Annotated in this window: 14 protein-coding genes and 3 tRNA genes; 6 read left to right on the top strand and 11 right to left on the bottom strand. The window is 66.2% G+C overall.

What is annotated here, in order from left to right; genetic code table 11:
• Window positions 1-4 precede the first annotated feature (4 nt).
• Window positions 5-667, bottom strand: a complete 663-nt coding sequence (locus KW843_RS06640; RefSeq protein WP_218294251.1) for a gamma-glutamylcyclotransferase — start codon at window positions 665-667, stop codon at window positions 5-7.
• 300 nt (window positions 668-967) lie between these two features.
• Here KW843_RS06640 and KW843_RS06635 point away from each other — a divergent pair, with 300 nt between their 5' ends.
• A complete protein-coding gene (locus tag KW843_RS06635) occupies window positions 968-2,290 on the top strand; it encodes a TAXI family TRAP transporter solute-binding subunit (protein WP_218294250.1) in 1,323 nt (440 codons plus the stop codon).
• Between the two features lie 95 nt (window positions 2,291-2,385).
• Here KW843_RS06635 and KW843_RS06630 read toward each other — a convergent pair whose 3' ends face one another.
• Together KW843_RS06630 and ettA are read right to left on the bottom strand one after the other, a co-directional pair.
• Window positions 2,386-4,845, bottom strand: a complete 2,460-nt coding sequence (locus KW843_RS06630; RefSeq protein ID WP_218294249.1) for a DUF1631 family protein — start codon at window positions 4,843-4,845, stop codon at window positions 2,386-2,388.
• Window positions 4,846-4,903: 58 nt separating this feature from the next.
• Window positions 4,904-6,565, bottom strand: a complete 1,662-nt coding sequence (gene ettA / locus KW843_RS06625; RefSeq protein WP_010460919.1) for an energy-dependent translational throttle protein EttA — start codon at window positions 6,563-6,565, stop codon at window positions 4,904-4,906.
• A gap of 242 nt (window positions 6,566-6,807) precedes the next feature.
• On the opposite strand from ettA, the gene KW843_RS06620 reads away from it, so the two are divergent.
• The 4 genes from KW843_RS06620 to KW843_RS06605 all read left to right on the top strand — a co-directional run bounded on the left by KW843_RS06620 (window position 6,808) and on the right by KW843_RS06605 (window position 12,578).
• Window positions 6,808-8,640 carry a DEAD/DEAH box helicase gene (locus KW843_RS06620; protein WP_218294248.1) on the top strand — a complete coding sequence of 611 codons (1,833 nt, stop codon included), beginning with the start codon at window positions 6,808-6,810 and terminating at the stop codon, window positions 8,638-8,640.
• Window positions 8,641-8,677: 37 nt separating this feature from the next.
• A complete protein-coding gene (locus tag KW843_RS06615; protein ID WP_369642251.1) occupies window positions 8,678-9,253 on the top strand; it encodes a nucleoside-diphosphate sugar epimerase in 576 nt (191 codons plus the stop codon).
• A 54-nt stretch (window positions 9,254-9,307) separates the two neighbouring features.
• Window positions 9,308-10,417 (top strand): endonuclease/exonuclease/phosphatase family protein, encoded by a 1,110-nt coding sequence (locus KW843_RS06610; RefSeq protein WP_218294246.1) that lies wholly within the window; start codon window positions 9,308-9,310, stop codon window positions 10,415-10,417.
• Window positions 10,418-10,706: 289 nt separating this feature from the next.
• Window positions 10,707-12,578 carry a M14 family zinc carboxypeptidase gene (locus tag KW843_RS06605; protein ID WP_370628445.1) on the top strand — a complete coding sequence of 624 codons (1,872 nt, stop codon included), beginning with the start codon at window positions 10,707-10,709 and terminating at the stop codon, window positions 12,576-12,578.
• 64 nt (window positions 12,579-12,642) lie between these two features.
• On the opposite strand, the gene ybaL is transcribed toward KW843_RS06605, so the two are convergent.
• A complete protein-coding gene (gene ybaL / locus KW843_RS06600; RefSeq protein WP_218294245.1) occupies window positions 12,643-14,394 on the bottom strand; it encodes a YbaL family putative K(+) efflux transporter in 1,752 nt (583 codons plus the stop codon).
• A 215-nt stretch (window positions 14,395-14,609) separates the two neighbouring features.
• Between ybaL and KW843_RS06595 the strand changes: the two genes are divergently transcribed.
• A tRNA-Arg gene (locus KW843_RS06595) sits at window positions 14,610-14,686 on the top strand.
• 127 nt (window positions 14,687-14,813) lie between these two features.
• Here KW843_RS06595 and KW843_RS06590 read toward each other — a convergent pair.
• The 7 genes from KW843_RS06590 to uvrC all read right to left on the bottom strand — a co-directional run bounded on the left by KW843_RS06590 (window position 14,814) and on the right by uvrC (window position 20,786).
• Window positions 14,814-15,017: a hypothetical protein gene (locus KW843_RS06590; RefSeq protein ID WP_055400780.1), complete on the bottom strand. Its 204-nt coding sequence runs from the start codon at window positions 15,015-15,017 to the stop codon at window positions 14,814-14,816.
• Between the two features lie 180 nt (window positions 15,018-15,197).
• Window positions 15,198-15,273, bottom strand: a tRNA-His gene (locus KW843_RS06585).
• A gap of 48 nt (window positions 15,274-15,321) precedes the next feature.
• Entirely contained in the window at window positions 15,322-17,250 is a 1,929-nt protein-coding gene (locus KW843_RS06580) for a SurA N-terminal domain-containing protein (RefSeq protein ID WP_218294244.1), read from the bottom strand.
• A gap of 60 nt (window positions 17,251-17,310) precedes the next feature.
• A tRNA-Val gene (locus tag KW843_RS06575) sits at window positions 17,311-17,386 on the bottom strand.
• A gap of 15 nt (window positions 17,387-17,401) precedes the next feature.
• Window positions 17,402-17,674 carry an HU family DNA-binding protein gene (locus tag KW843_RS06570; RefSeq protein WP_008906675.1) on the bottom strand — a complete coding sequence of 91 codons (273 nt, stop codon included), beginning with the start codon at window positions 17,672-17,674 and terminating at the stop codon, window positions 17,402-17,404.
• Between the two features lie 475 nt (window positions 17,675-18,149).
• Complete coding sequence (gene pgsA, locus KW843_RS06565; protein ID WP_218294243.1) at window positions 18,150-18,716, bottom strand: CDP-diacylglycerol--glycerol-3-phosphate 3-phosphatidyltransferase; 567 nt, start codon at window positions 18,714-18,716, stop codon at window positions 18,150-18,152.
• Between the two features lie 60 nt (window positions 18,717-18,776).
• Complete coding sequence (gene uvrC, locus KW843_RS06560; protein WP_218294242.1) at window positions 18,777-20,786, bottom strand: excinuclease ABC subunit UvrC; 2,010 nt, start codon at window positions 20,784-20,786, stop codon at window positions 18,777-18,779.
• Window positions 20,787-20,876: the final 90 nt, after the last annotated feature.

Genomic DNA, 20,876 nt, shown 5'->3' with positions numbered 1-20,876 from the left:
TAGGCTACGGCGCCTCGGACGCTTCCCGCATCCTGGCCATGATCGCCTCGATGTAGGGATCATGCAGCCCGTGCTCCCGCAGCGCACGATCAAGCGCCAGCACGTAGTCAATATTGGGGCCAAACACGCCACGGGCGCGGGCGACCAGCCGTGCCACGGTGGAGGCTGACGCGTCCTGCTCGTGCTGTGGGTGCTCGGTATTGGCCACGAAAGTAATGGCATGGACCGTACCGCCCCCGGCCAGCTGCACCGGCAACCACCGCGGCACATAGCTGCCGCCCGTCATCTCGCGCGTCCACAGCAGGCGGACTTCGTCGCGGGCAGTGGGTGCGGCAAGCCTCAGCGCCACCCCCTGGACCTCGCCGCCGGACAGCAGGGAGAGCACGCGGCCAGGTTGCCCGGGACTGCCCCGCCCCGAGATGGAGCGCAGACAGAAGCTGCGGTGCCAGCCCCGCAGCGTGGCCGTGCGCTGTTCTTCGAAGACCATGAGCGGGTTCCAGATGAGCGAGCCATACCCGAAGACCCAGACAGGGCCGCGGGGGCGCTGGGCCCAGGTCTCTGCAAAGGACTGATCGAGCCGTGCATCCGTCCATGAGGCATGTTCCGGCATGGCCAGGTGGCTGCGAAAGCTGCCGTTGCCGAGGTTCTCGCGGGTCAGGATCGTCATGGGAGCGACGGCGCCAGGGTGGGCACGGAAGATGAAGCAGCAGACAGTTTGCCATGCTGCCCCCGTCCTGCGCACGGGGCCGCAGGGGCGAGGCCCGGCACATACCGCACCAACGGATACGTTTGCTCCCCTGGCGCGGCCGCGCATGCACTGATAATCAGCGTGCCCCGGCCCCGCAGGGAGCATCGCCAGCACCGCGGCCGGCCATCCGCCCTGATTCAACCGCCTCAGGCGTGAGACCCGTACCCGCTCCCTTCTCGCAGCCCCCGCCGTCCACCCTTTGCACTCCACACCGATCACATGTCCCAGGCCTTTCGCAACACCCTGCTTTCCCTGCGCGACCTGATCGTGTCGGCCGGCCCGCTTGCCTTTCTGGCGGTGGGGCTGCTGATGGTGGCGTACTGGTGGCTCAACCCCAACCCGCCCAAGACGGTGACGCTGGCCACCGGCCCCGGTCAGAGTGCGTATGAAGAGTTTGGCAAGCGTTACCAGAAAGCGCTGGCGGTGGACGGCATCGAGGTCGTGCTGCTGCCCAGCGACGGGTCCTCGCACAACCTCCAGCTGCTGCGCGAGGGGAAGGCCGACGTGGCATTCGTGCAGGGCGGCACGGCCGAACTGCAGCCTGATGATGCGGACGCGCTGGTATCGCTGGGCAGCCTGTTTGTAGAGCCCGTGTGGCTGTTCTACCGGACGGAATCCGCCGAGCGTGCCTACAACGTACCCAGGCTCGACAGCCTGCGCCAGCTGCGCGGCTGGCGTGTGAATGTGGGGTCCGAAGGCAGTGGCGTGCCCAAGCTGATGGAACGCCTGCTCGACGCGAACAAGGTGGAGCCCGGCGCGGTGAAGATGTCGCGGCTGGAGCAGACGCCTGCCACCATGGATTTTCTGGCGGGCAAGCTCGATGCGCTGGTTTTTGCCTCCGCCCCTGAATCGCTGATGGTGCAGATGCTGCTGCAGACGCCAGGCGTGCAACTGCTCGACTTCGCCCAGCATGAGGCCTATGCGAGGCGCTTTCCGTTCCTGACGCCGGTGACCCTGCCACGTGGCGTGGTGGACCTGGCCGCCAATGTGCCCACACGGGACGTGCGCCTGGTCGCCTCCACCACCTCGCTGCTGGCGCGCGAGGGCACGCACCCCGCTTTGCTGACCCTGTTCGCACAGAACGCGCAGAAGCTGCACGGCGGCTCGGGCTGGTTCAACCGCGCACGGGAGTTCCCCAACTCGCGCAGCAGCGAACTGCCCATCGCCAAGGAAGGCGACCGTGCCATGAACGAGCCCGTCCCCATGCTGCAGCGCTACCTGCCGTTCTGGATGGCCAATCTGATTGAGCGCATGTGGCTCGTGCTGGGCATCCTGCTGGCGATCATGCTGCCACTGTCGCGCATCGTGCCGCCGCTGTACCAGTTCCGGGTGCGTTCACGCGTGTTCCGCTGGTATGGCCGGCTTCGCGAGATCGAGAACGACATGGAAGCGGGCAAGGCGGATTCGGCCGAACTCCTCAAGGCCCTGAACACGCTGGAGGCACAGGCCGAAAAGGTGAGCGTGCCGCTGTCCTACGCCGACGAGCTGTACGCGCTGCGCAACCATATTCACCTGGTGCGCAAGAAGCTGCTGCGCGCATGACCCACGGGGCTTGACCCCCATGGCGGGGAAAGGCGCCCCGTCGCAGCCGCGGGGCCAGTGCCTGGAATGCCGCCGGAGCCGGGGCCGGTTGGTTTCTAGCGCGTCTTGGAAGAGGAAGACCTGGAGCCCGATATCGACCCGGATCCGCCCGAACCCTTGCGGGCCGCTCCTGCGGCGACGGCATCCAGGGCACGGGTGGTGGCCGGCAGGGTTGGCACGACGCGCAACGAACCCTCCGCGGCCAGCTTGTCGCGCATGCGCCGCGTCATGGACTGCGTGCTCGCATCGGGCGCCGTGAACAGGAACAGCGTGCCATGCGGACTGGCCCAGGTGAGCTGGGTGCGCACCAGCCGACCATTGGTGATGAGCTCGACCCAGGCACCGATCACGAAATCGGCATAGGGATCGGGGGCTGCCTCGACAGGCGCCTGTGCGCTGTCCTCCGGTACCGGGGCGGAGGATGCGGCTTCGGCAGGCTGCGGCGCCGGCGGCGGAGCATCGGCCTCCGGCTCTGGCTCTGCCTGAGGCGCTGCCGCCACGGGGGCGGGCGCGGGCTTTTCAAAGGCAGACTGGTGCAGGCCCACCAGCCGCTGCAAGAAGGCGCTGGTCTGGACGGCAGGGTAGTTGACGGTCTTGAGACCTTTGCGCAGCTTGGCCAGCAAGCCGGGAATCGCCTCATTCAGGCGGTCAGGCTCCTTGCGCGTCAGGTCTGGCTGCGAACTCCACAGCAGCACTGGAACCAGCGCCAGATAGCCACCAGGATCTTCATCCCGGCTGTCGTCCGCCTTCAATACCTGCGCCAGCGCGATCACATCGGCCCAGGGACCTGCCGCAAAATCGAGCACGTCGGCAGGGACATTCTCCAGATCCGGCAGCTTGCGGATGTCCGCCGCAATCTTCTCGGCCAGCATTTCGCGCTGTTCGGCATGCAACAGGGCTTTCTGCTGCGCCTCCTGGTGGGCCTTGATCTTCTGCTCCTGCGCCTCCCAGGCGGATTGCAGGGCCTTGAGCACCGTGTCGAAGGGCCCCGCATCCTTGATTTCGTTGGTGGTGAGGTGCTCCACCGCCCCATTGAGCAGGCGCATGAAGCGGCTGAACCCGGGCGTGGATTCCGCGGTGAAAGCGAGGCTGCGCTGCGTCAGCTCATCGAGCAGGCGCCGGGCGGGATGGGTTCCGTCGGAGAAGAACCGCCCATCGTGCCGCACCAGTTGCTTGAGCGCAGGCTCCAGACTCTTCACGGCCTGCTGGACCTGCGGCAGCAGGCGGGAGTCTTGCGCAATGTTCTCCATCATGCGGCCGACCACTTCGATGGCCATGGCCGTGGACTGCGTGGCGGCCTCCATCGGCATGGCCGCATAGACCACCGGCGCCACCCCGGGGCCCCGCCATCCCGACAGCGGGGCCGACAGCGAAGCCGACTGGCTGCCACTTGCAAGGCGGCCCACCAGGCGTTCAAGCTGGGCCATGTCCTCGATGGCCTCCGCCGCGGCGCCCGCAGGGAAATAGCCACCGCCATGGGGCATCGCCTGTGCTCCGGCCACGGCGCCCCCCACTTGAGGAGACGCCACCCACGCAGGCTGCAGCGCCACCGGCTGCGAGGGCATCGCCGCCCCGTACGCACGCGGATCGAAGGGGTCGCCACCCGCCAGCATCTGGCGCAGGATGCCCACGGTCAACAGGGCCTCTTCCGCGGCGGGCGCCATGGGCGACTGCATGGAATCGCCGCTCCAGCCGGTCGACGGGCCGATTCCCCGGCCATAGCCGGTGGTGCCATAGTCTCCCATCGGTGCTGCCATGGAGTTTCCGTAGCCGGAATACCCCCCGCCATAGCCCGTCCCCATGCCGGTGTTCATGCCAGGGCCGCCGTATCCTCCGCCGCGCCCCGAGTTTCCGGAAGGCGTGCCCAGCACCGCATAGCCGACCGGCTGCACGCCGTGCTCTCTCAGGCTCGCAGCGGTTTTCTTGTATTCATCGACCAGGAGCTTGCCCAGCAGATCGCGCATGTGCTGCATCCACAGCTGGCGCACCTCGGGCGAGACACCGGTGTCGCCCACGACCTGCTGGAGGGCGCGGATGTAGCTTTCAGGGCGCAAGGGGTTGCGCTCGGGCTGCACGCTGCGCAGGCCTTGCGCCGAACTGACCAGGGTATTGAGTTCGGCCAGCACCGCGTCGGTGGCGTGCAGTGCCGACTGCTGCGCCTTGGAGAGTTCCACCTGCGCCTGCATCTCGCTCTCATCCATGAGCGAGAGTTCGCCGAAGTCCATGCCCGTGTCTTCCGCCGAACTGCGGCCTTTGGCGATGCCCGGCCCTTCGGCGAAGATCTCCAGCAAGGCCATGGGGTAGCCCTTGACCAGCGCAGCCTCATGCTGGTTCAGCAGCCGCAGGCTGTCGCTGACCAGGTTGCGCTGCTGGATGTTGCGGTTGGCCGACTCTTCCTCCGTCAAGGCCGCCTGCGTGACCTTGACCAGTTGCTGCATCAGCGCCTCGCCCCCGCGCACGGCGTTGACGACACAGGCACGGAAAACGGTTCTCGAGCGAGACGCAGTCTGGGACATGGTGGGGGAAGGAATCGGACGACAAGTTTCCAGATGCAATGCTACTTGACCTGACGCCTTATTTGAGGGCTTTGAAACGCATCCGCTTGGGCTTTGCACCCTCTTCACCCAGGCGTTTCTTCTTGTCCGCCTCGTATTCCTGGTAATTGCCGTCAAAGAACGTCCACTGGCTGTCACCTTCGGCGGCCAGGATGTGCGTGGCGATCCGGTCCAGGAACCAGCGATCGTGGCTGATTACCAACATCGTGCCGGCGAATTCCAGCAGCGCATCTTCCAGAGCCCGCAAAGTTTCCACATCCAGATCGTTGGACGGCTCATCGAGCATCAGCACGTTGCCGCCAGCAATCAGCGTCTTGGCCAGGTGCAGGCGGCCGCGTTCGCCGCCGGAAAGCATGCCGACCTTCTTTTGCTGGTCGCCGCCATTGAAGTTGAACCGGCCACAGTAAGCGCGGCTCGCCATCTGGAACTTGCCGACATTGAGGATGTCGAGTCCGCCGGACACGTCTTCCCACACCGTCTTGTCGTTGGACAGGTCATCGCGGTGCTGGTCCACGAAGGCCATCTTGACGGTGGAGCCAATGACGACTTCGCCCGAATCCGGCTTTTCCTTGCCGGCAATCAGCTTGAACAGCGTGGATTTACCTGCGCCATTGGGGCCGATGATGCCGACGATGGCGCCCGCGGGAATGTTGAAGCTCAGGTTGTCGATCAGCACCCGGTCGCCAAAGGACTTGGTGACGTTCTTGAACTCGATCACCTGGCTGCCCAGGCGGTCGGCCACGGGAATGAAGATTTCGTTCGTTTCGTTGCGCTTTTGGTATTCGTAGTCGCTCAATTCCTCGAAGCGGGCCAGGCGGGCCTTGCTCTTGGCCTGGCGGGCCTTGGGGTTCTGGCGCGACCATTCCAGTTCCTTCTTCAGGGCCTTGGCACGGGCTTCTTCGCCCTTTTGCTCGGCTTCCAGGCGTGCGCCCTTTTGCGTGAGCCAGTCGGAGTAATTGCCCTTGTAGGGAATGCCGGAGCCACGGTCCAGTTCCAGGATCCACTCGGCCGCGTTGTCCAGGAAGTAGCGATCATGGGTGATGGCCACCACGGTGCCGGAGTAGCGCTGCAGGAACTGCTCCAGCCAGTCCACGGATTCCGCGTCCAAGTGGTTGGTGGGTTCGTCGAGCAGCAGCATGTCGGGCTTGGAGAGCAGCAGGCGGCACAGGGCCACGCGGCGCTTCTCACCACCGGAAAGCACGCCGATGTTGGCATCCCACGGGGGCAGGCGCAGCGCGTCGGCGGCAATTTCAAGCTGGTGCTCGGAGTCGGTGCCGGCGGTGGCGATGATGGCCTCCAGCTCGGCCTGTTCGGCGGCCAGCGCATCAAAGTCGGCGTCTTCGGCGCCGTAGGCGGTGTAGACCTCCTCCAGGCGGGCCTTGGCGGCAAATAGCTTGCCCATGCCCGCTTCCACGCTCTCCCGCACGGTTTGCGTGGGATCCAGCTGGGGCTCCTGGGGCAGGTAGCCGATGTTCAGGCCCGCCATGGGAATGGCTTCGCCCTCGATTTCCTTGTCCAGGCCCGCCATGATTTTCAGGAGGGTGGACTTGCCCGAACCGTTGGTTCCCAGCACGCCGATCTTGGCGCCCGGGAAGAAGCTCAGGGAGATGTCTTTCAAGATCTGCCGCTTGGGCGGCACGATCTTGCCGACGCGGTTCATGGAGAAAACGTATTGGGCCATTGAATGTCAAACCTGCAAAAGTGAGCAGAAATTCTGCGTGCAAACCGAGATTATCGGGCCATGCGACAATACCCACCGTAGCGGGCTCCAGTTGCCCGTCACATCAGCACACTGCTGGGGACGAAAGAAGCAACGCTTCCGGGCTCCCAATCCTGAACCTCATCAGCCTGAGACTGGCTCGGCAACCCCCCGGTTGCACGACAGGTTGATACCCAGCGCCCCGGACGGGCGCAATCAACGACATGACATTTGACGAACTGAACCTGGCTCCTGCCATCCTGAAGGCCGTGCACGAAACGGGCTATGAAACCCCCACGCCCATCCAGGCCCAGGCCATCCCCGCCGTTCTGGAAGGCCACGATCTTCTGGCCGGCGCGCAGACTGGCACCGGCAAGACCGCCGCGTTCACCCTGCCCATGCTGCACCGCCTCTCGCAAAGCGCCGCACCCAAGAACAAGTTCGGCGGCAAGGGCATCCGCGCCCTGGTGCTGACCCCCACCCGCGAACTCGCCGCCCAGGTGGAAGAGTCCGTGCGCGAATACGGCAAGTACCTCGACATCAACTCCACCGTGGTCTTCGGCGGCGTGGGCATGAACCCGCAGATCGACCGCATCAAGCGCGGCGTGGACATCCTGGTGGCCACCCCGGGCCGCCTGCTGGACCTGCAGCAGCAGGGTTTCCTGGATCTGTCGACCGTGCAGGTCCTGGTGCTTGATGAAGCCGATCGCATGCTGGACATGGGCTTCATCCACGACGTGAAGAAGGTGCTGGCCCTGGTGCCCAAGGACAAGCAGAGCCTGCTGTTCTCCGCCACGTTCAGCGACGAGATCCGCGAGCTGGCGGGCACGCTGCTCAAGAACCCGCAGAGCATCCAGGTCACGCCGCGCAACACGACCGTGCAGCGCATCTCGCAAGTGATCCACCCCGTGGGCCGCGGCAAGAAGAAGCAGGTGTTGCTGCACATCATCCAGCAGCACAACTGGAGCCAGGTGCTGGTGTTCACGCGCACCAAGTTCGGCGCCAACAACGTGGCCGAGTTCCTGACCAAGAACGGCGTGCAGGCCATGGCCCTGCACGGCAACAAGAGCCAGAGCGCCCGCACGCAGGCCCTGGCTGGCTTCAAGAGCGGCGACATCCGCGCGCTGGTGGCCACCGACATTGCCGCGCGCGGCATCGACATCGACGACCTGCCCCACGTCGTCAACTATGAAATCCCCAACGTCTCGGAAGACTACGTGCACCGCATCGGCCGCACGGGCCGCGCTGGCGCCACCGGCGAAGCCGTGAGCCTGGTCTGCATGGACGAAGAGGGCTTCATGATGGACATCGAGCGCTTCACCAAGCAGCAGATCCCGGTGCAGATCATCGAAGGCTTTGGGCCCGAGCCAGGCGAGAAGGCCGAGCCCATCGCCATGGGCCGCCAGACCATCTGGGGTGGCGCCGGCAAGCCCCCGAGCCGCGAAGTGATGCAGGCCGCCGCCAAGGCGGCGCGCAGCGAAATGATGGAACGCATCCGCACCAACAAGGCAGGCCAGGGTGCTGGCGGCGGTGGCGGCGGCGGTGACCGTGGCCCCCGCCCAGCCGGCGGTGGCAATGGCGGCGGCCGTGGCGGCCGCGCCGGTGGTGGCGCAGCAGCAGGCGGCGGCGGTGGCAGCAACAGCCCGCGCGGCGCCCGTGCCGGCGGTGGTGGCGGCCAGGGCGGCAGCGCACGCGCTGGTGGCCAGGCCCCTGCACGCGGCCGCTCCGGCGGCGGTGGTGGTGGCGGCGGCTACGAAGGCGGCAACCGCTATGACGACTCGCAACCTCCACGCGCCAATGCCCACCTGGGCACGCACATGGGCCACGCCAACCCGGGCCACCGCAGTTCCGGCCATGCCGGCGGCGGCGCGGGCGGCCAGCCTGATCCGATGCGCACCAGCGTGGACAGCATGGGCGGCGGCGGTCGCCGTGGTGGTGGCGGTTATCGTGGCGGCAACGGTGGAGGTGGCGGCTATGGCGGAGGCACGGGTGGTTCTGGTGGCCGGGGCAACGGGTCTCGTGGGCCAGGCGGTTCTCGCGGGTCTTTTAACCGCTGAGACGGATGAGGCGGGGGGCGCTCCAGGCGCCCCCCGCGTGGCAGCCGTGCATGTGCTGCACGCCAAGGGACGGCGCGCGCCAGCCACGAGCCACCCCCGCCTGCACTTGCACGCGGTGGACTTTGCCGCCCTGCCCGCCCTGCCGCCCATTGACGAGGTCTACATCACGCTGGGCACGACCATGGCTGCCGCGGGCAGCCAGAGCGCTTTTCGCGCCGTGGACCATGACGCCGTGCTGGCCACCGCCCGCGCAGCGCGTGCCGCCGGGGCCACCCGCTGCGGCGTGGTCACCGCCATGGGCGCCAACGCGCAGTCGGGCATCTTCTACAACCGCGTCAAGGGCGAGGTCGAGCGCGACCTTCAGAGCCTGGGCTTTGCCACGCTGGTGATCGCGCGCCCTTCCCTGCTCATCGGGGAACGCCAGGCCCTGCAACAGGCAGCGCGCCCCGCCGAATCCATCTCCATCAAGTTGTTCAGGTGGCTGGATCCGGTCATTCCCGCCAAGTACCGCGCCCGTCCGGGCACCGATGTGGCGCGGGCGCTCGTGCGGGCCGTGCGGTCAGGCCCTGCCGGACTGCATGTGCTGGCGGGCGACGCGCTGCGGGCCTTCTGACCCTGCCAGCCGGTGCGGACCGCAGCCGCGGCATCCTTGTGCGATGCTCTGCCCATGCGCCCCAACGACCCACCCCAGCCCCTGGCCACCCTGATGGTGGCCACCTGCAACGTGCTCAACCTGGCCAACCCGGGCCGCCTGTTCTATGAGAACCAGGATCCGTACACCCAGGCCGAGTTTGATCGCAAGCTCACCTGGCTGGGCGACCGCTTCCGCATGCTCAATGCCGATGTGCTGGCGGTGCAGGAGGTATGGGACGACGCGGCCTTCAAGGGGGCCATCGGCCGCAGCGGCCTGCGCTACGACTTCGTGGCCGTGCCCGGGGCGGAGAACGACGCCACGCATGGCGGTGCACAGGGCACGCCACGCGTGGGCATCGCCACGAGGCTCCAGGTGGAAGCCTTGCAGTCGTTCCCGGAATTCCCGCCGGGCTTTCACGTGGATGTACCAGGGCTGGCGGTGCATGCGCGCTTTGAGCGGCCGCCACTGGTCCTGACGCTGCGCATGAAGCATGGTCAGCGCCTGAATGTGCTGACCGCGCACCTCAAGTCCAAGCGCCCCAAATTCCTGCAGGATGCGCAGGGCAACCCGACGGAAGACCGGGACGACCGCAAGGTGATGGCATTGGCCTCCCTGCGTTCCTTGATCATGCGGGGCGCGGAGGCCATGGCGCTGCGCTGCCTGGTGATCGATCTGCTGCACCGCACCAGCGTGCCGCTGGTGGTGATGGGGGATTTCAACGACACGCCCGACAGCGTGACAACGCAGCTCATCTGCGCCACGAACGAGATCGCCTACGACCGCTCCGCCCGCGATGTGGCCCTGTTCAATGCCTACGACCTGCAGGGCGACGCGGCGCTGAAGAAGGATGTGGCGTACTCGCACATCCACCAGGGCTCGCCCAGCGTGCTCGACCAGATCCTGGTGAGCGAGGAGTTCGTGCACAACGGCCGAAACAGCATCGGCGACGTGCGGCGGGTGGACTACTTCAATGACCACCTGCATGAAGGGCGCGACCGCACCCGTTCGGACCACGGGTTCGTGCGCGCGCTGCTGCGGCTGAAAATGATGCCGGCGACCACGGCTGCACCCGGGGCGCCAGCGGCCGCGCATGCGGCGGCGGAGCCTCCATCCAGCCCGCTCGCTTCCGGCCCGGGCATGTAAGCGCGGGCAGGGCACACCGCGGCCCGGCGCGCATTCGGCGGTTGCGGGATGGCACAGCCCGTGCCCGCGCTCGCGGGGGGGACGGCGCTGAGCCCCCAGGGGCTGCGATCACCCAGCCTGGGCGGCAAGGCGCCTTCGAGAGTCGCCGGTGAAACTGCGTGGAAAAGCGGCAATCCGGGTGTCAACCCTGCGTTTGCAACGGGATGTACGCTGACACGGTATGGCGGGGGCAGGCAGGTAACATCACCGTAACAAGCCGCCCGCGAGGCTCCCAATGGCAGAAACCACCATGACCATGCATTCCCCTTTTCTCCGCCACCCAACGGACGCCCCTGCCGCCCTGGTTGCGCCCGCCTTTTCGACAAGGCGGATGCCCTTGCGCGCGTCGGCGCTGCTGGTCGCCGTGCTGCTGACGGCCTGCTCCAGCACGCCCCTGCCCCCCTGGCCGTCCACCCCTGCCGCCAGGACCACCGCACCGGCCCCGCTGCCGCGTGTGCAGCAGGGCACCGTGGTGCCCACGCCGCTGGGCCAGGCATCGCAGGCGCAACGTCAAGGGGCCATCGCCAGCCCCCTGCCACCACCCGCCGCGCTGGTGGTCCAAAACGAAGGCCCCATGGCACCGCCCTATGGCGCAGCCGTGGCAGCCCGCTTCCCCGACCCCGCCGTGGCCTACAGCACGCCTGGCCTGGGCCCGGACCGCCGGGCTTTCACCACCAATGCCGAACTCGGCCAATGGCTGCTCTCGCTGGCTGAACCGGCCCCCCGCGGCTCCACGCGCGCCAAGTTGCTCCATCTGGGCACGTCCCAACGCGGGGAGCCCATCCAGGGGCTGCTGGTCACCCGTGCCGCTGGCACCGAGCCCGCCAACCTGGACACGAGTGGCCGGCCGACGGTCGTTCTGGTCGGGCAACAGCATGGCGACGAACCTGCGGGCAGCGAGGCCCTGCTGGTGATCAGCCGCGAACTGGTGCAGGGGCTGCTCGAGCCCCTGCTCGACCGCATCAATGTGGTGGTGGTGCCCCGGGCCAATCCCGACGGCGCGGCCGTGGGTACGCGTGTCACGGCCAATGGCGTGGACATGAACCGCGACCACCTGCTGCTCAACACCCCGGAGGCCCGCGCGCTGGCCAAGGTGGTCAATGACTACCGCCCCATCCTCGTCGTGGACGCCCACGAATACACCGTGGTGGGCCGCTACCTGCAAAAATTCAATGCCATCCAGCGCTACGACGCACTGCTGCAATACACCACCACCGCCAACTACCCCGAGTTCCTGACCAAGGCCTCGCAGGAGTGGTACCACCAGCCGATGGTGGCAGCGCTCAAGGCGCAGGGCCTCACGAGCGACTGGTACTACACCACCTCGACCAATCCGGAGGACAAGCGCATCTCCATGGGCGGCACACAGCCCGACACGGGCCGCAACGTGAACGGCCTGAAGAACACGGTGAGCCTGCTGATCGAAACACGGGGCGTGGGCATCGGGCGCATGCACATCCAGCGCCGCGTGCATTCGCAGGTCACGGCCATCGCCAGCGCGCTGCGCAGCACGGCCGAGCGCGCCGGCAACCTGGAGCAGGTCCGCTCCTTTGTCGCGCGGGATGTGAGTGCCCTCGCCTGCCGCGACCAGGCCGTGATCGAGGCCGCCGCCACGCCCACCCAGCGGGAGCTGGACTTCCTCGACCCGGAGACAGGGGCAGACCGCCCCATCCGCGTGGACTGGAACTCCTCCCTTACCTTGCGCCCGACCAAGACCCGGGCCCGGCCCTGCGGCTACTGGCTTTCGGCCAGCTCCACCGCCGCCGTCGAGCGCCTGAGGCTGCTGGGCCTGCAGGTCATGCGCGTGGCCGAGCCGGGCTCCGCGCTGGCCGACATCTACCGTGAAACCGCCCGCGAGGCAGGCGACCGCCAGGATGTGATCGGCACCATCGCGGGTGGCGCAGGAATCGTGCGTGTACAGGTGTCGCCCGTGCGCAGCGCCATCGACGTGCCCGCGGGCAGCTTCTACGTGCCGCTGAACCAGCCCCGCGCCAACCTGGCCCTTGCCGCGCTGGAGCCGGACACGCAAAACAGCTATTTCGCCAACCACCTGATCGAAGAGCTGGGGAATACGGCGCGCATCATGGCGCCTCCAGCACTGGTATTTGAAGAAACCGACTGATTTGCTATTCAATTCATAGCATTCAGCGCTTTCCACCAAAGCGCTACAGGCCTCAAAGACCAAGCTAGACCCGGCTGTGCAGCGATGCCGGGCTGGTGTGGCGTGCAAGGCGGGCCTCCGTGCGTTCCAGCACATGGCGGGCCATGGCCTGCGCCAGTGCCTCGTCGGCCAGAAACACCGTGCTGTCGCATTCCTGCGCCAGTCTGCGGGCCTCGTCCCCGCTATGGCTGCGCACCACGGTTTCGATGTGGGGATTGAGGGTGCGCGCGGTAGTGATGATCTGGCGCACATTGAGCGTGTCCGGTGTTGCGATCACCAGCATCGCGGCCCGTGCGATGTGGGCCTGTATCAGCACCGCGGGGTCCACGGCGTCGCCAAAGACCGCCGCAATGCCCGCTTCCCGCAATGACTCCACCAGTTCACGGTTCTGCTCCGCCACGACGAATGGAATGTCATTGGCAACCAGCACCTGTGCCACGCGGCGCCCCACCCTGCCATAGCCCACCAGCACCACCTGCCGAGCGAGATACCGGGCGTCGGTGCTCATGGGGAGCTCCGCGAGCGGATCGTCCCGCTGCTCCAGCCGCCGCGCCAGCTCCGAGCGAGCGCGCAGCCAGGTCTGCAAGGGAGCGATGGCGTGGAACAGCATGGGGTTGAGCGCCATCGAAATCAGTGCCCCCGCCAGCACGAGGCTGGCCCCTTCAGGTGGCAGCAGCCCCAGCGAAGAACCCAGCGCCACCAGGATGAAGGAGAACTCCCCGATCTGGGCCAGGCTCGCGGACACCGTGAGGGCGGTATTGAGCGGATAGCGAAATGCCAGGACCAGCGCGGCCGCGGCCAGCGTCTTGCCCAGCATGATGATCGCCACCACCGCCAGCACCTGCACCGGGCGGTCCCACAGCACGGCCGGGTTGAAGAGCATGCCGACGGAGACAAAGAACAGCACGGCAAAAGCGTCGCGCAACGGCAGGGATTCTTGCGCGGCCCGGTGGCTGAACTCTGATTCACGCATCACCATGCCGGCAAAAAAGGCCCCCAGCGCAAACGAAACCCCAAACAGGGCCGCTGAGCCAAAGGCAATGCCCACGGCGGCCGCCACCACGCACAGCGTGAACAACTCCCGCGAGCCCGTGCGTGCCACCTGCCAGAGCACCCACGGAAACAGGCGGCGCCCCACCAGCAGCATCAACGCGACAAAGCCGCCCACCTGCAGCAGCGTCCATCCCAGGGCCTGCCACAGTGCCGCGCCATCCACATCCTTCGCCGCGGCGCCATCGGGTCCGCTGCCGCCCAGCCAGCCGGCAAGTGGCGGCAGCAAGACCAGCACCAGCACCATGGCCAGGTCTTCCACCACGAGCCAGCCCACGGCAATGCGGCCTGTGTGGCTGTCCAGAATACCCAGGCTTTCAAGGGCACGCAAAAGCACCACCGTGCTGGCCACCGACAGCGCAAGGCCAAACACCAGGGCACCGCCCAGCCCCCATCCCCACCAGGTGGCCAGCGCCATGCCGAGCGCGGTGGCCACCATCATCTGCACCACAGCCCCGGGCACGGCGATTTTTCGCACGGCCAGCAGATCCCCCAGGGAGAAATGCAGGCCGACGCCAAACATCAGCAGCATCACACCAATTTCTGCCAGCTGGCTGGCCATCGCTGCATCCGCCACAAAACCGGGTGTAAAAGGTCCGATCACCACCCCCGCCAGCAGATACCCGACCAGCGCGGGCAGCCGCAACCGCGCGGCCACGAAACCCAACGCCAAAGCAAGCCCCAGCGCAGCAGCAATGGTGTGTATGAGCGTGACGCTGTGGGGCATGGTGTGGCCAGATCGAGGAAATGGATGGCGAGCGCGTGTGGCCTCGTTATAACCGCATCCGCCTTGCCCCTGCTACCACCGCATCAGCGCGGGCGGGGCTGTCCAGGGCAGCACTGGCCACGGGTTATGATCCACGTTCTGCGCAATCGCGCGGTTGCGGAAGATTTCCGCAAGGCAAGTAGGCCCCCGTGCGCCAAAAGCCCATCTCCATCTATCTGCCCGTAGCTCAACTGGATAGAGCAATAGCCTTCTAAGCTATAGGTCGGGGGTTCGAGTCCCTCCGGGCAGGCCAGCTTCCTTTACAGGCCAGGCGCTGTACCAAGCCCCTCTGCAAAAAGCAAGGCACAGGCCACAAAGGCATCCATGCGGTTTCGCACCCACCTGCCCGGGCAGCCCCATGCCCCGGACAGCGGGAACCACTATCGGTTGGGCTGAGGAACTGCCGCGTAGTTCATGGCAATGGCCTGCACCACCGCTCCGATCAAGGCGCCATCTCCCGCGCTCTGGGGTAGAACCTCGCGCACGATCTGGACCGCGTACTCCAGTTGCTCCTTGGCAAGGGCTGCGGACATGGCGTTGCCACGCTTTTCACTGGGCGACGCATCGCGGATCACAAGGCTCATGGAAGGCTCCGAAAAGGAATGAAGGCACAGTATGCGCTGTGCCACAAGATCTGCGGCAACCACTGAGGCCTTCAGCCACCAAGATGCCCCCGCCTGGGGCGAGCTGGTGACCGAAAACTCCGTTGCGGGCCTCAAAAGCAAAAAAGCGCTGCAACTATCGTTGCAGCGCTTTTGCATGTTTGGGGTGGCTGATGGGGCTCGAACCCACGACAACAGGAATCACAATCCTGGACTCTACCAACTGAGCTACAGCCACCGTAGCTTTGTATTATAGCCTGGGATTTTCATCCCACGGCCAATTTGATCAATTTTCTGCGGTAGCTTGTGCCAGGGCGGACGGACGAGGCGCCTTGATCTCTGCCTTGAAGCGCTTCTTCAGCATCTCGTAGTACGCCTGGCCCTCGGCCGATGCCCACCATTGCAGGTATTGCTGACGTTCTTGCTGGGCACGCTGCGCATCGGGGGCCTGGCGTGGCACAACACGGTTGACCTTCACCACCGCGTAGCCTTCAGCCCCCAGGTCCACGCCAGTCCAGGCCGGCAGGGGTTCCGTGGGTGTGTGCAGCGCGGCATCAATCACCGGCCGGGGCAGGCCCTGCACCTGCTCGCGTGAAATCTGGACAGGGGCGCTCAAGCCACTGGCGCTGGACGGAGTCGCCTTCCACGCTGCCAGCTTGGCTTCGCCTTCCTTGCGCGCCAGCTCCGAGGCCTTCTGCCCAATGTAAAGCTCCCGCACGCGGGCGCGAACCTCTTCCAGCGGCAGTGTCCTGGCGGGGGTGTACTGCACCACGCGGCCGGCTGCCATCTGGCTGGGCCCGACTTCCACGGCCTCGGTATTGCGCTTGTTCTGCAGCGAGTCCGAAGAAAACAGGGCTTCGAGGAATTTGGCATTGGCCAGCGGGCCAGCCGCACCGGGCGCGGGCGTGCGGGTGATGCCGGATGCCGCCTGCACCTTCAGCTTGAGCTTGTCGGCCACCGGCTTGAGGCTGTCAGCCTGCTCGTACACACCATTGGTGAACGCTTCGGCCACTTCCGCGAACTTGCGCTGGGCCTGCTGCTGCTTGAGCTCCGCCTCCATGGCGGGGCGCAGCTCTTCGAAGGAAGGCTGGCGGGGCGCCTTGATGTCGGTCAGCTGAATGATGTGGTAGCCGAAGTCTGTTTCCACCACATCGCTGATGTCGCCCTTCTTGAGCGCAAAGGCCGCGTCTTCAAACGGTTTGACCATGGCGCCACGCCCAAAGAAATTCAGGTCGCCGCCGCCCGTGGCCGAGCCCTTGTCGTCCGAAGCTTTCTTGGCAACCTCCGCGAACGTGGCGGGCGCCTTGCGCACTTGTGCCAGCAGTTCGGTGGCGCGGGCCTTGGCCTTCTCGCGGTCGGCCGAAGAGGCCTCCTTGGGGGCATTGATCAGGATGTGGCTGGCACGGCGCTCTTCCTTGCCTGCCATGCGCGCCACGTTTTCCTTGTAGTAGGTGCGCAGATCATCCTCATTGAGCGTGATGCCGGAACGCACGCTGTCGAGGTCCAGCACCACGTACTCCACCGCGGCCTGCTCCAGTTGCTGGAACTGGGCGGAGTGGGTCTTGTAGTACGCCTCCAGGTCCGCATCCGTGGGCACCACCTTGCCGGCGAAGTCCGTGGACTTGAAACGGGCCACCTGGACTTCGCGCTGCTCGTACAGCGAATCCAGCGCGACCTTGACCTGGGCATTGGTGCCGAACACCGAACCCATCACGCCGCCAAGGACCTGGCTGGTGGAAAGATCACGCCGTACGTTCGCCTCGAAGCCTTCGGGTGTCAGGCCTTGCGTACCCACCAGGGCCCGGTAGGCCTCCGCATCGAGCGTGCCGTCCGCGCGCTTGAGCCCGGCGATCGCGGGGATCTCCTGCAGGCTGCGGGCCAGGCGCGAGTCGCTCGTCACCAGATGCATGTCCTTCGCGGCGGCGGCCAGTACCCGGTCGCGCACCAGCCGCTCCAGCGTGGCATAGCGGGCCTGCGGCGAGTCCAGGAGCTTGGGATCGACCGAGGGAGACTGCGCGCGCACGCGGTCAGTCTCCATGCGATGTGCGTTGTCCCAGTCGGTCTGGTTGATCTTGTTGCCATCGACGCGCGCGACCACAGGGCTCTTTTCAGAGAAGTAGTTGCTGTCAATGCCCACCAGCACAAACGATGGAATGATCAGCAAGAACAATAAGACCATGACGATCTTGGAGTGCTTGCGGATGGATTCAAACATGGTCGATCTTTCAGAAGGCAAAAAACAAAAGGCGAACTTGCGTTCGCCTTTGTTCGGTGATGGTGGGTCCTGACGGTCTCGAACCGCCGACCTACTCCGTGTAAAGGAGCCGCTCTACCAACTGAGCTAAGGACCCCACCTAAACTGATCCTCAGTTCAAGGCATCTTTCAATGCCTTGCCAGGACGAAACTTCGGAACTTTAGCAGCTTTGATTTTAATCGTTGCGCCCGTGCGGGGATTGCGGCCCGTGCGGGCAGCGCGCTTGCCGACCGCAAAAGTGCCGAAACCGACGAGCGAAACGGTGCCGCCCTTCTTCAGGGTCTTCTTGACGGCCTCGATCGTGGATTCCAGGGCACGAGCAGCAGCGGCCTTGGAGATGTCGGCGTTGGTAGCGATGTGCTCAATCAGTTCGGTTTTGTTCACAAGAAGCCTCTCGGAAAAGAGTTGATGGAATGTCTCGCGGATATCTGGTCTTCACACGTCCGAAAGCACAGCCAAGGGCTGGTTGAAAACAGACGGGGGAATGACTGGCATACACAGCAGTGGCTGCTGCATCAGATTAAAGCCATCGAGTTTCCGGGTGTCAATACAACACGCTGCTTTGGAGCAGCGTTGCGTCGAATTCTAGTCGTATTTCACGCTGCGACAGGGCTTGTGGGGCGTTTTTGTCTCAAACATGCCGTATGGGCAGCATTCCGTATTGACACCCCAGTTCCAGCACTGCACGGCGGGCTGAAACACGTTGCCGCGCACCGGAATGCAGGGCGTCGGCGGGGTGACAAGAAGTACGCGGCCCCCGCCCCCCAGGGAGCCGGCGCCCCGGCCAGGGTGCGCGCCGAAAGGGGGCGAAAAGTCGGGCCTGGCCCAGGCCATGGCGCCTGCGGCCCACGGTTCCATGTCACTTCACGCGCGCGCGGATCTCGGGCAATGCCTTTTGCAGGTAGTAGACCATGGACCAGACCGTGAGCACGGCGGATGCCCAGATCAGCCAGGTGCCCCACACCCCGGTGTCGATCATTCCGAACAGACGCCCGTCATACAGCAGGAACGGGATGGCGATCATCTGCACCGTCGTCTTGACCTTGCCGATCATGTGCACGGCCACGCTCTTGCTCGCGCCGATCTGCGCCATCCACTCGCGCAGGGCCGAGATGGCGATCTCGCGCCCGATGATGATGAGCGCCACGAACACATCGGCGCGCTGCAGATGGACCAGCACCAGGAGCGACGCGCAGACCAGGAACTTGTCGGCCACCGGGTCCAGGAAGGCGCCAAAGGACGAGGTCTGGTTCAGCTTGCGGGCCAGATAGCCGTCCAGCCAGTCGGTGGCGGCAAACACCACGAACATCACGGTGGCGATCAGGTTGCGCGTGGCGGGGTCCAGCGGCGCATAGAACACCCCCACGATCAAAGGTATCGCGACGATGCGCGTCCAGGTCATCAAGGTGGGGATAGTCCAGAACATGGCGGCGATTGTGTCACGGCGGCACGGGGAACTCCGGGTGCGCCGCGATCAGCACGGCGTCTAGCGCAATGCGCGGTAGATTTCCTCGGCAAGCTCGCGCGAAATGCCGTCCACCGTGGCCAGGTCTTCCACGCTGGCCGATGCCACGCCCCGCACACCGCCAAAGCGCTGCAGCAGCCGGGCGCGCTTCTTGGGGCCCACTCCGGCGATCTCCTCCAGTTGGCCCCCGCCCACGCGCACCTTGGCGCGCGCCGCGCGCATGCCGGTGATCGCGAAGCGGTGGGCCTCGTCGCGGATCTGGGCCACCAGCATCAGCGCGGCCGAGTCCTTGCCCAGGTAGACCTTCTCGCGCCCGTCGGCGAACACCAGCTCCTCCAGCCCCACCTTGCGGCCTTCGCCCTTTTCCACGCCCACGATGCGGGTGAGGTCCAGCCCCAGCGCGGTGAACACCTCGCGTGCCACGCCCACCTGGCCCTTGCCGCCGTCGATCAGCACCAGGTCGGGCAGGCGGGCAACGCCCCGGGGCTGAACGGGCTCGCCGGCCCCTGGCGCCGGGTTGGCCGCAAAGTCGATGCCCCCCGCCTCGCGCGCGGCTTCGGCCACCTTGCTGTAGCGGCGCGTGAGCACCTGCCGCATGGCGGCGTAGTCGTCGCCCCCGGTGATGCCTTCGATCTTGTAGCGGCGGTATTCGCTGCTCTGCATCTTGTGGTGGTGGAACACCACGCACGAGGCCTGGGTGGACTCGCCGGCCGTGTGCGAGATGTCGAAGCACTCGATGGTGAGCTGGTCCAGGTCCTCGGGCGGCAGGTCCAGCGCTTCGGCCAGGGCGCGCGTGCGCGCCTGCTGCGAGCCCTCTTCCGCCAGCAGGCGCGCCAGCTGCAGGTCGGCGTTCTTTTGCGCCATGTCCAGCCAGGCGCGCCGCTGCTCGCGGGGCTGGTGCACGGCGGTCACGCGCAGGCCGCACTGGTCCCCCAGGGCTTCCAGCAGCGCCTTGTCCACCGGCTCGCTGGTGACCAGTACCGGGGGCACGGGCACGCCGATGTAGTGCTGTGCAATGAAGGCCTCGAGCACCAGCACCTCCACGCGGCGGGCGACGCGGTTGGGGGTGGCGTCGTCGGCGCCTTCGCCCCCCTCTTCCTCGAACACGGCCGCGGCGTCCTCCACATGCACGGGGAAGTACGGGCGGTCGCCCAGATGCCGCCCGCCACGCACCATGGCCAGGTTCACGCAGGCACGGCCGCCCAACACCCGCACGGCCAGGATGTCCACGTCCTTGTCATGAGCGGTCTCGATGGACTGCTGGTGCAGCACGCGCGACAGCGCCTGGATCTGGTTGCGCACCTCTGCGGCCTGCTCGAACTCAAGCTGGCCGGAGTGCGCCATCATGCGCGCCTCCATGGCCTGCAGCACCTCCTGCGTCTCGCCGCGCAGCAGGGCCTCGGCATGCGCAACGTCGGCGGCATAGGCTTCGGGCGATATCAGGTTGACACACGGCCCCGTGCAGCGCTTGATCTGGTACAGCAGGCAGGGCCGCGTGCGGTTGGCGAACACCGTGTCCTCGCAGGTGCGCAGGCGGAACACCTTCTGCAGCAGCTGGATGGACTCCTTCACCGCCCAGGCGCTGGGGTACGGGCCGAAGTAGCGGTGCTTCTTGTCCACGGCGCCCCGGTAGTACGCCATGCGCGGGAAAACCTGCGAGGGCGAATCCCCGCGGCCCGCCCCGGCAGCCCCCGGCGTGCCGGTGATCTTGAGATAGGGGTAGCTCTTGTCGTCGCGGAACAGGATGTTGAACTTGGGGTTCAGCGTCTTGATCAGGTTGTTTTCGAGCAGCAGCGCCTCGGCCTCGGAGCGCACCACCGTGGTCTCCATGCGCACGATCTTGCCGACCATGTGGCCGATGCGCGTGCCGCCATGGTTCTTGGTGAAGTAGCTCGAGACGCGGCGCTTGAGGTGGCGCGCCTTGCCCACATACAGCAGCGCGCCCTGGGCGTCGAAATAGCGGTAGACACCGGGCAGCGCGGGCAGCGCAGCCACCTGCGCCAGCAGTTCTTCGGAATGCACATCAGACATGCCGCATATTGTGGCTGCGCGCAGGACAGCGCACAGCCACCTCCACCCGGCATGCTACAGAAATAATAGCTACTGGCGCTTGTCAATCAA

The organism is Acidovorax sp. sif1233 (genome assembly GCF_019218755.1).
In the GTDB taxonomy this organism is placed as follows: Bacteria; Pseudomonadota; Gammaproteobacteria; order Burkholderiales; family Burkholderiaceae_C; genus Acidovorax.
The sequence above is the reverse complement of the archived record's forward strand: the minus strand, read 5'-3'. Positions and strand labels throughout refer to the sequence as shown.

What these genes read in the sequence shown, in the direction of transcription:
- KW843_RS06640 (WP_218294251.1), bottom strand. Translation starts at nt 667, where the DNA reads ATGACGATCCTGACCCGCGAGAACCTCGGCAACGGCAGCTTTCGCAGC.
- KW843_RS06635 (WP_218294250.1), top strand. Translation starts at nt 968, where the DNA reads ATGTCCCAGGCCTTTCGCAACACCCTGCTTTCCCTGCGCGACCTGATC.
- KW843_RS06630 (WP_218294249.1), bottom strand. Translation starts at nt 4,845, where the DNA reads ATGTCCCAGACTGCGTCTCGCTCGAGAACCGTTTTCCGTGCCTGTGTC.
- ettA (WP_010460919.1), bottom strand. Translation starts at nt 6,565, where the DNA reads ATGGCCCAATACGTTTTCTCCATGAACCGCGTCGGCAAGATCGTGCCG.
- KW843_RS06620 (WP_218294248.1), top strand. Translation starts at nt 6,808, where the DNA reads ATGACATTTGACGAACTGAACCTGGCTCCTGCCATCCTGAAGGCCGTG.
- KW843_RS06610 (WP_218294246.1), top strand. Translation starts at nt 9,308, where the DNA reads ATGCGCCCCAACGACCCACCCCAGCCCCTGGCCACCCTGATGGTGGCC.
- KW843_RS06605 (WP_370628445.1), top strand. Translation starts at nt 10,707, where the DNA reads ATGACCATGCATTCCCCTTTTCTCCGCCACCCAACGGACGCCCCTGCC.
- ybaL (WP_218294245.1), bottom strand. Translation starts at nt 14,394, where the DNA reads ATGCCCCACAGCGTCACGCTCATACACACCATTGCTGCTGCGCTGGGG.
- KW843_RS06590 (WP_055400780.1), bottom strand. Translation starts at nt 15,017, where the DNA reads ATGAGCCTTGTGATCCGCGATGCGTCGCCCAGTGAAAAGCGTGGCAAC.
- KW843_RS06580 (WP_218294244.1), bottom strand. Translation starts at nt 17,250, where the DNA reads ATGTTTGAATCCATCCGCAAGCACTCCAAGATCGTCATGGTCTTATTG.
- pgsA (WP_218294243.1), bottom strand. Translation starts at nt 18,716, where the DNA reads ATGTTCTGGACTATCCCCACCTTGATGACCTGGACGCGCATCGTCGCG.
- uvrC (WP_218294242.1), bottom strand. Translation starts at nt 20,786, where the DNA reads ATGTCTGATGTGCATTCCGAAGAACTGCTGGCGCAGGTGGCTGCGCTG.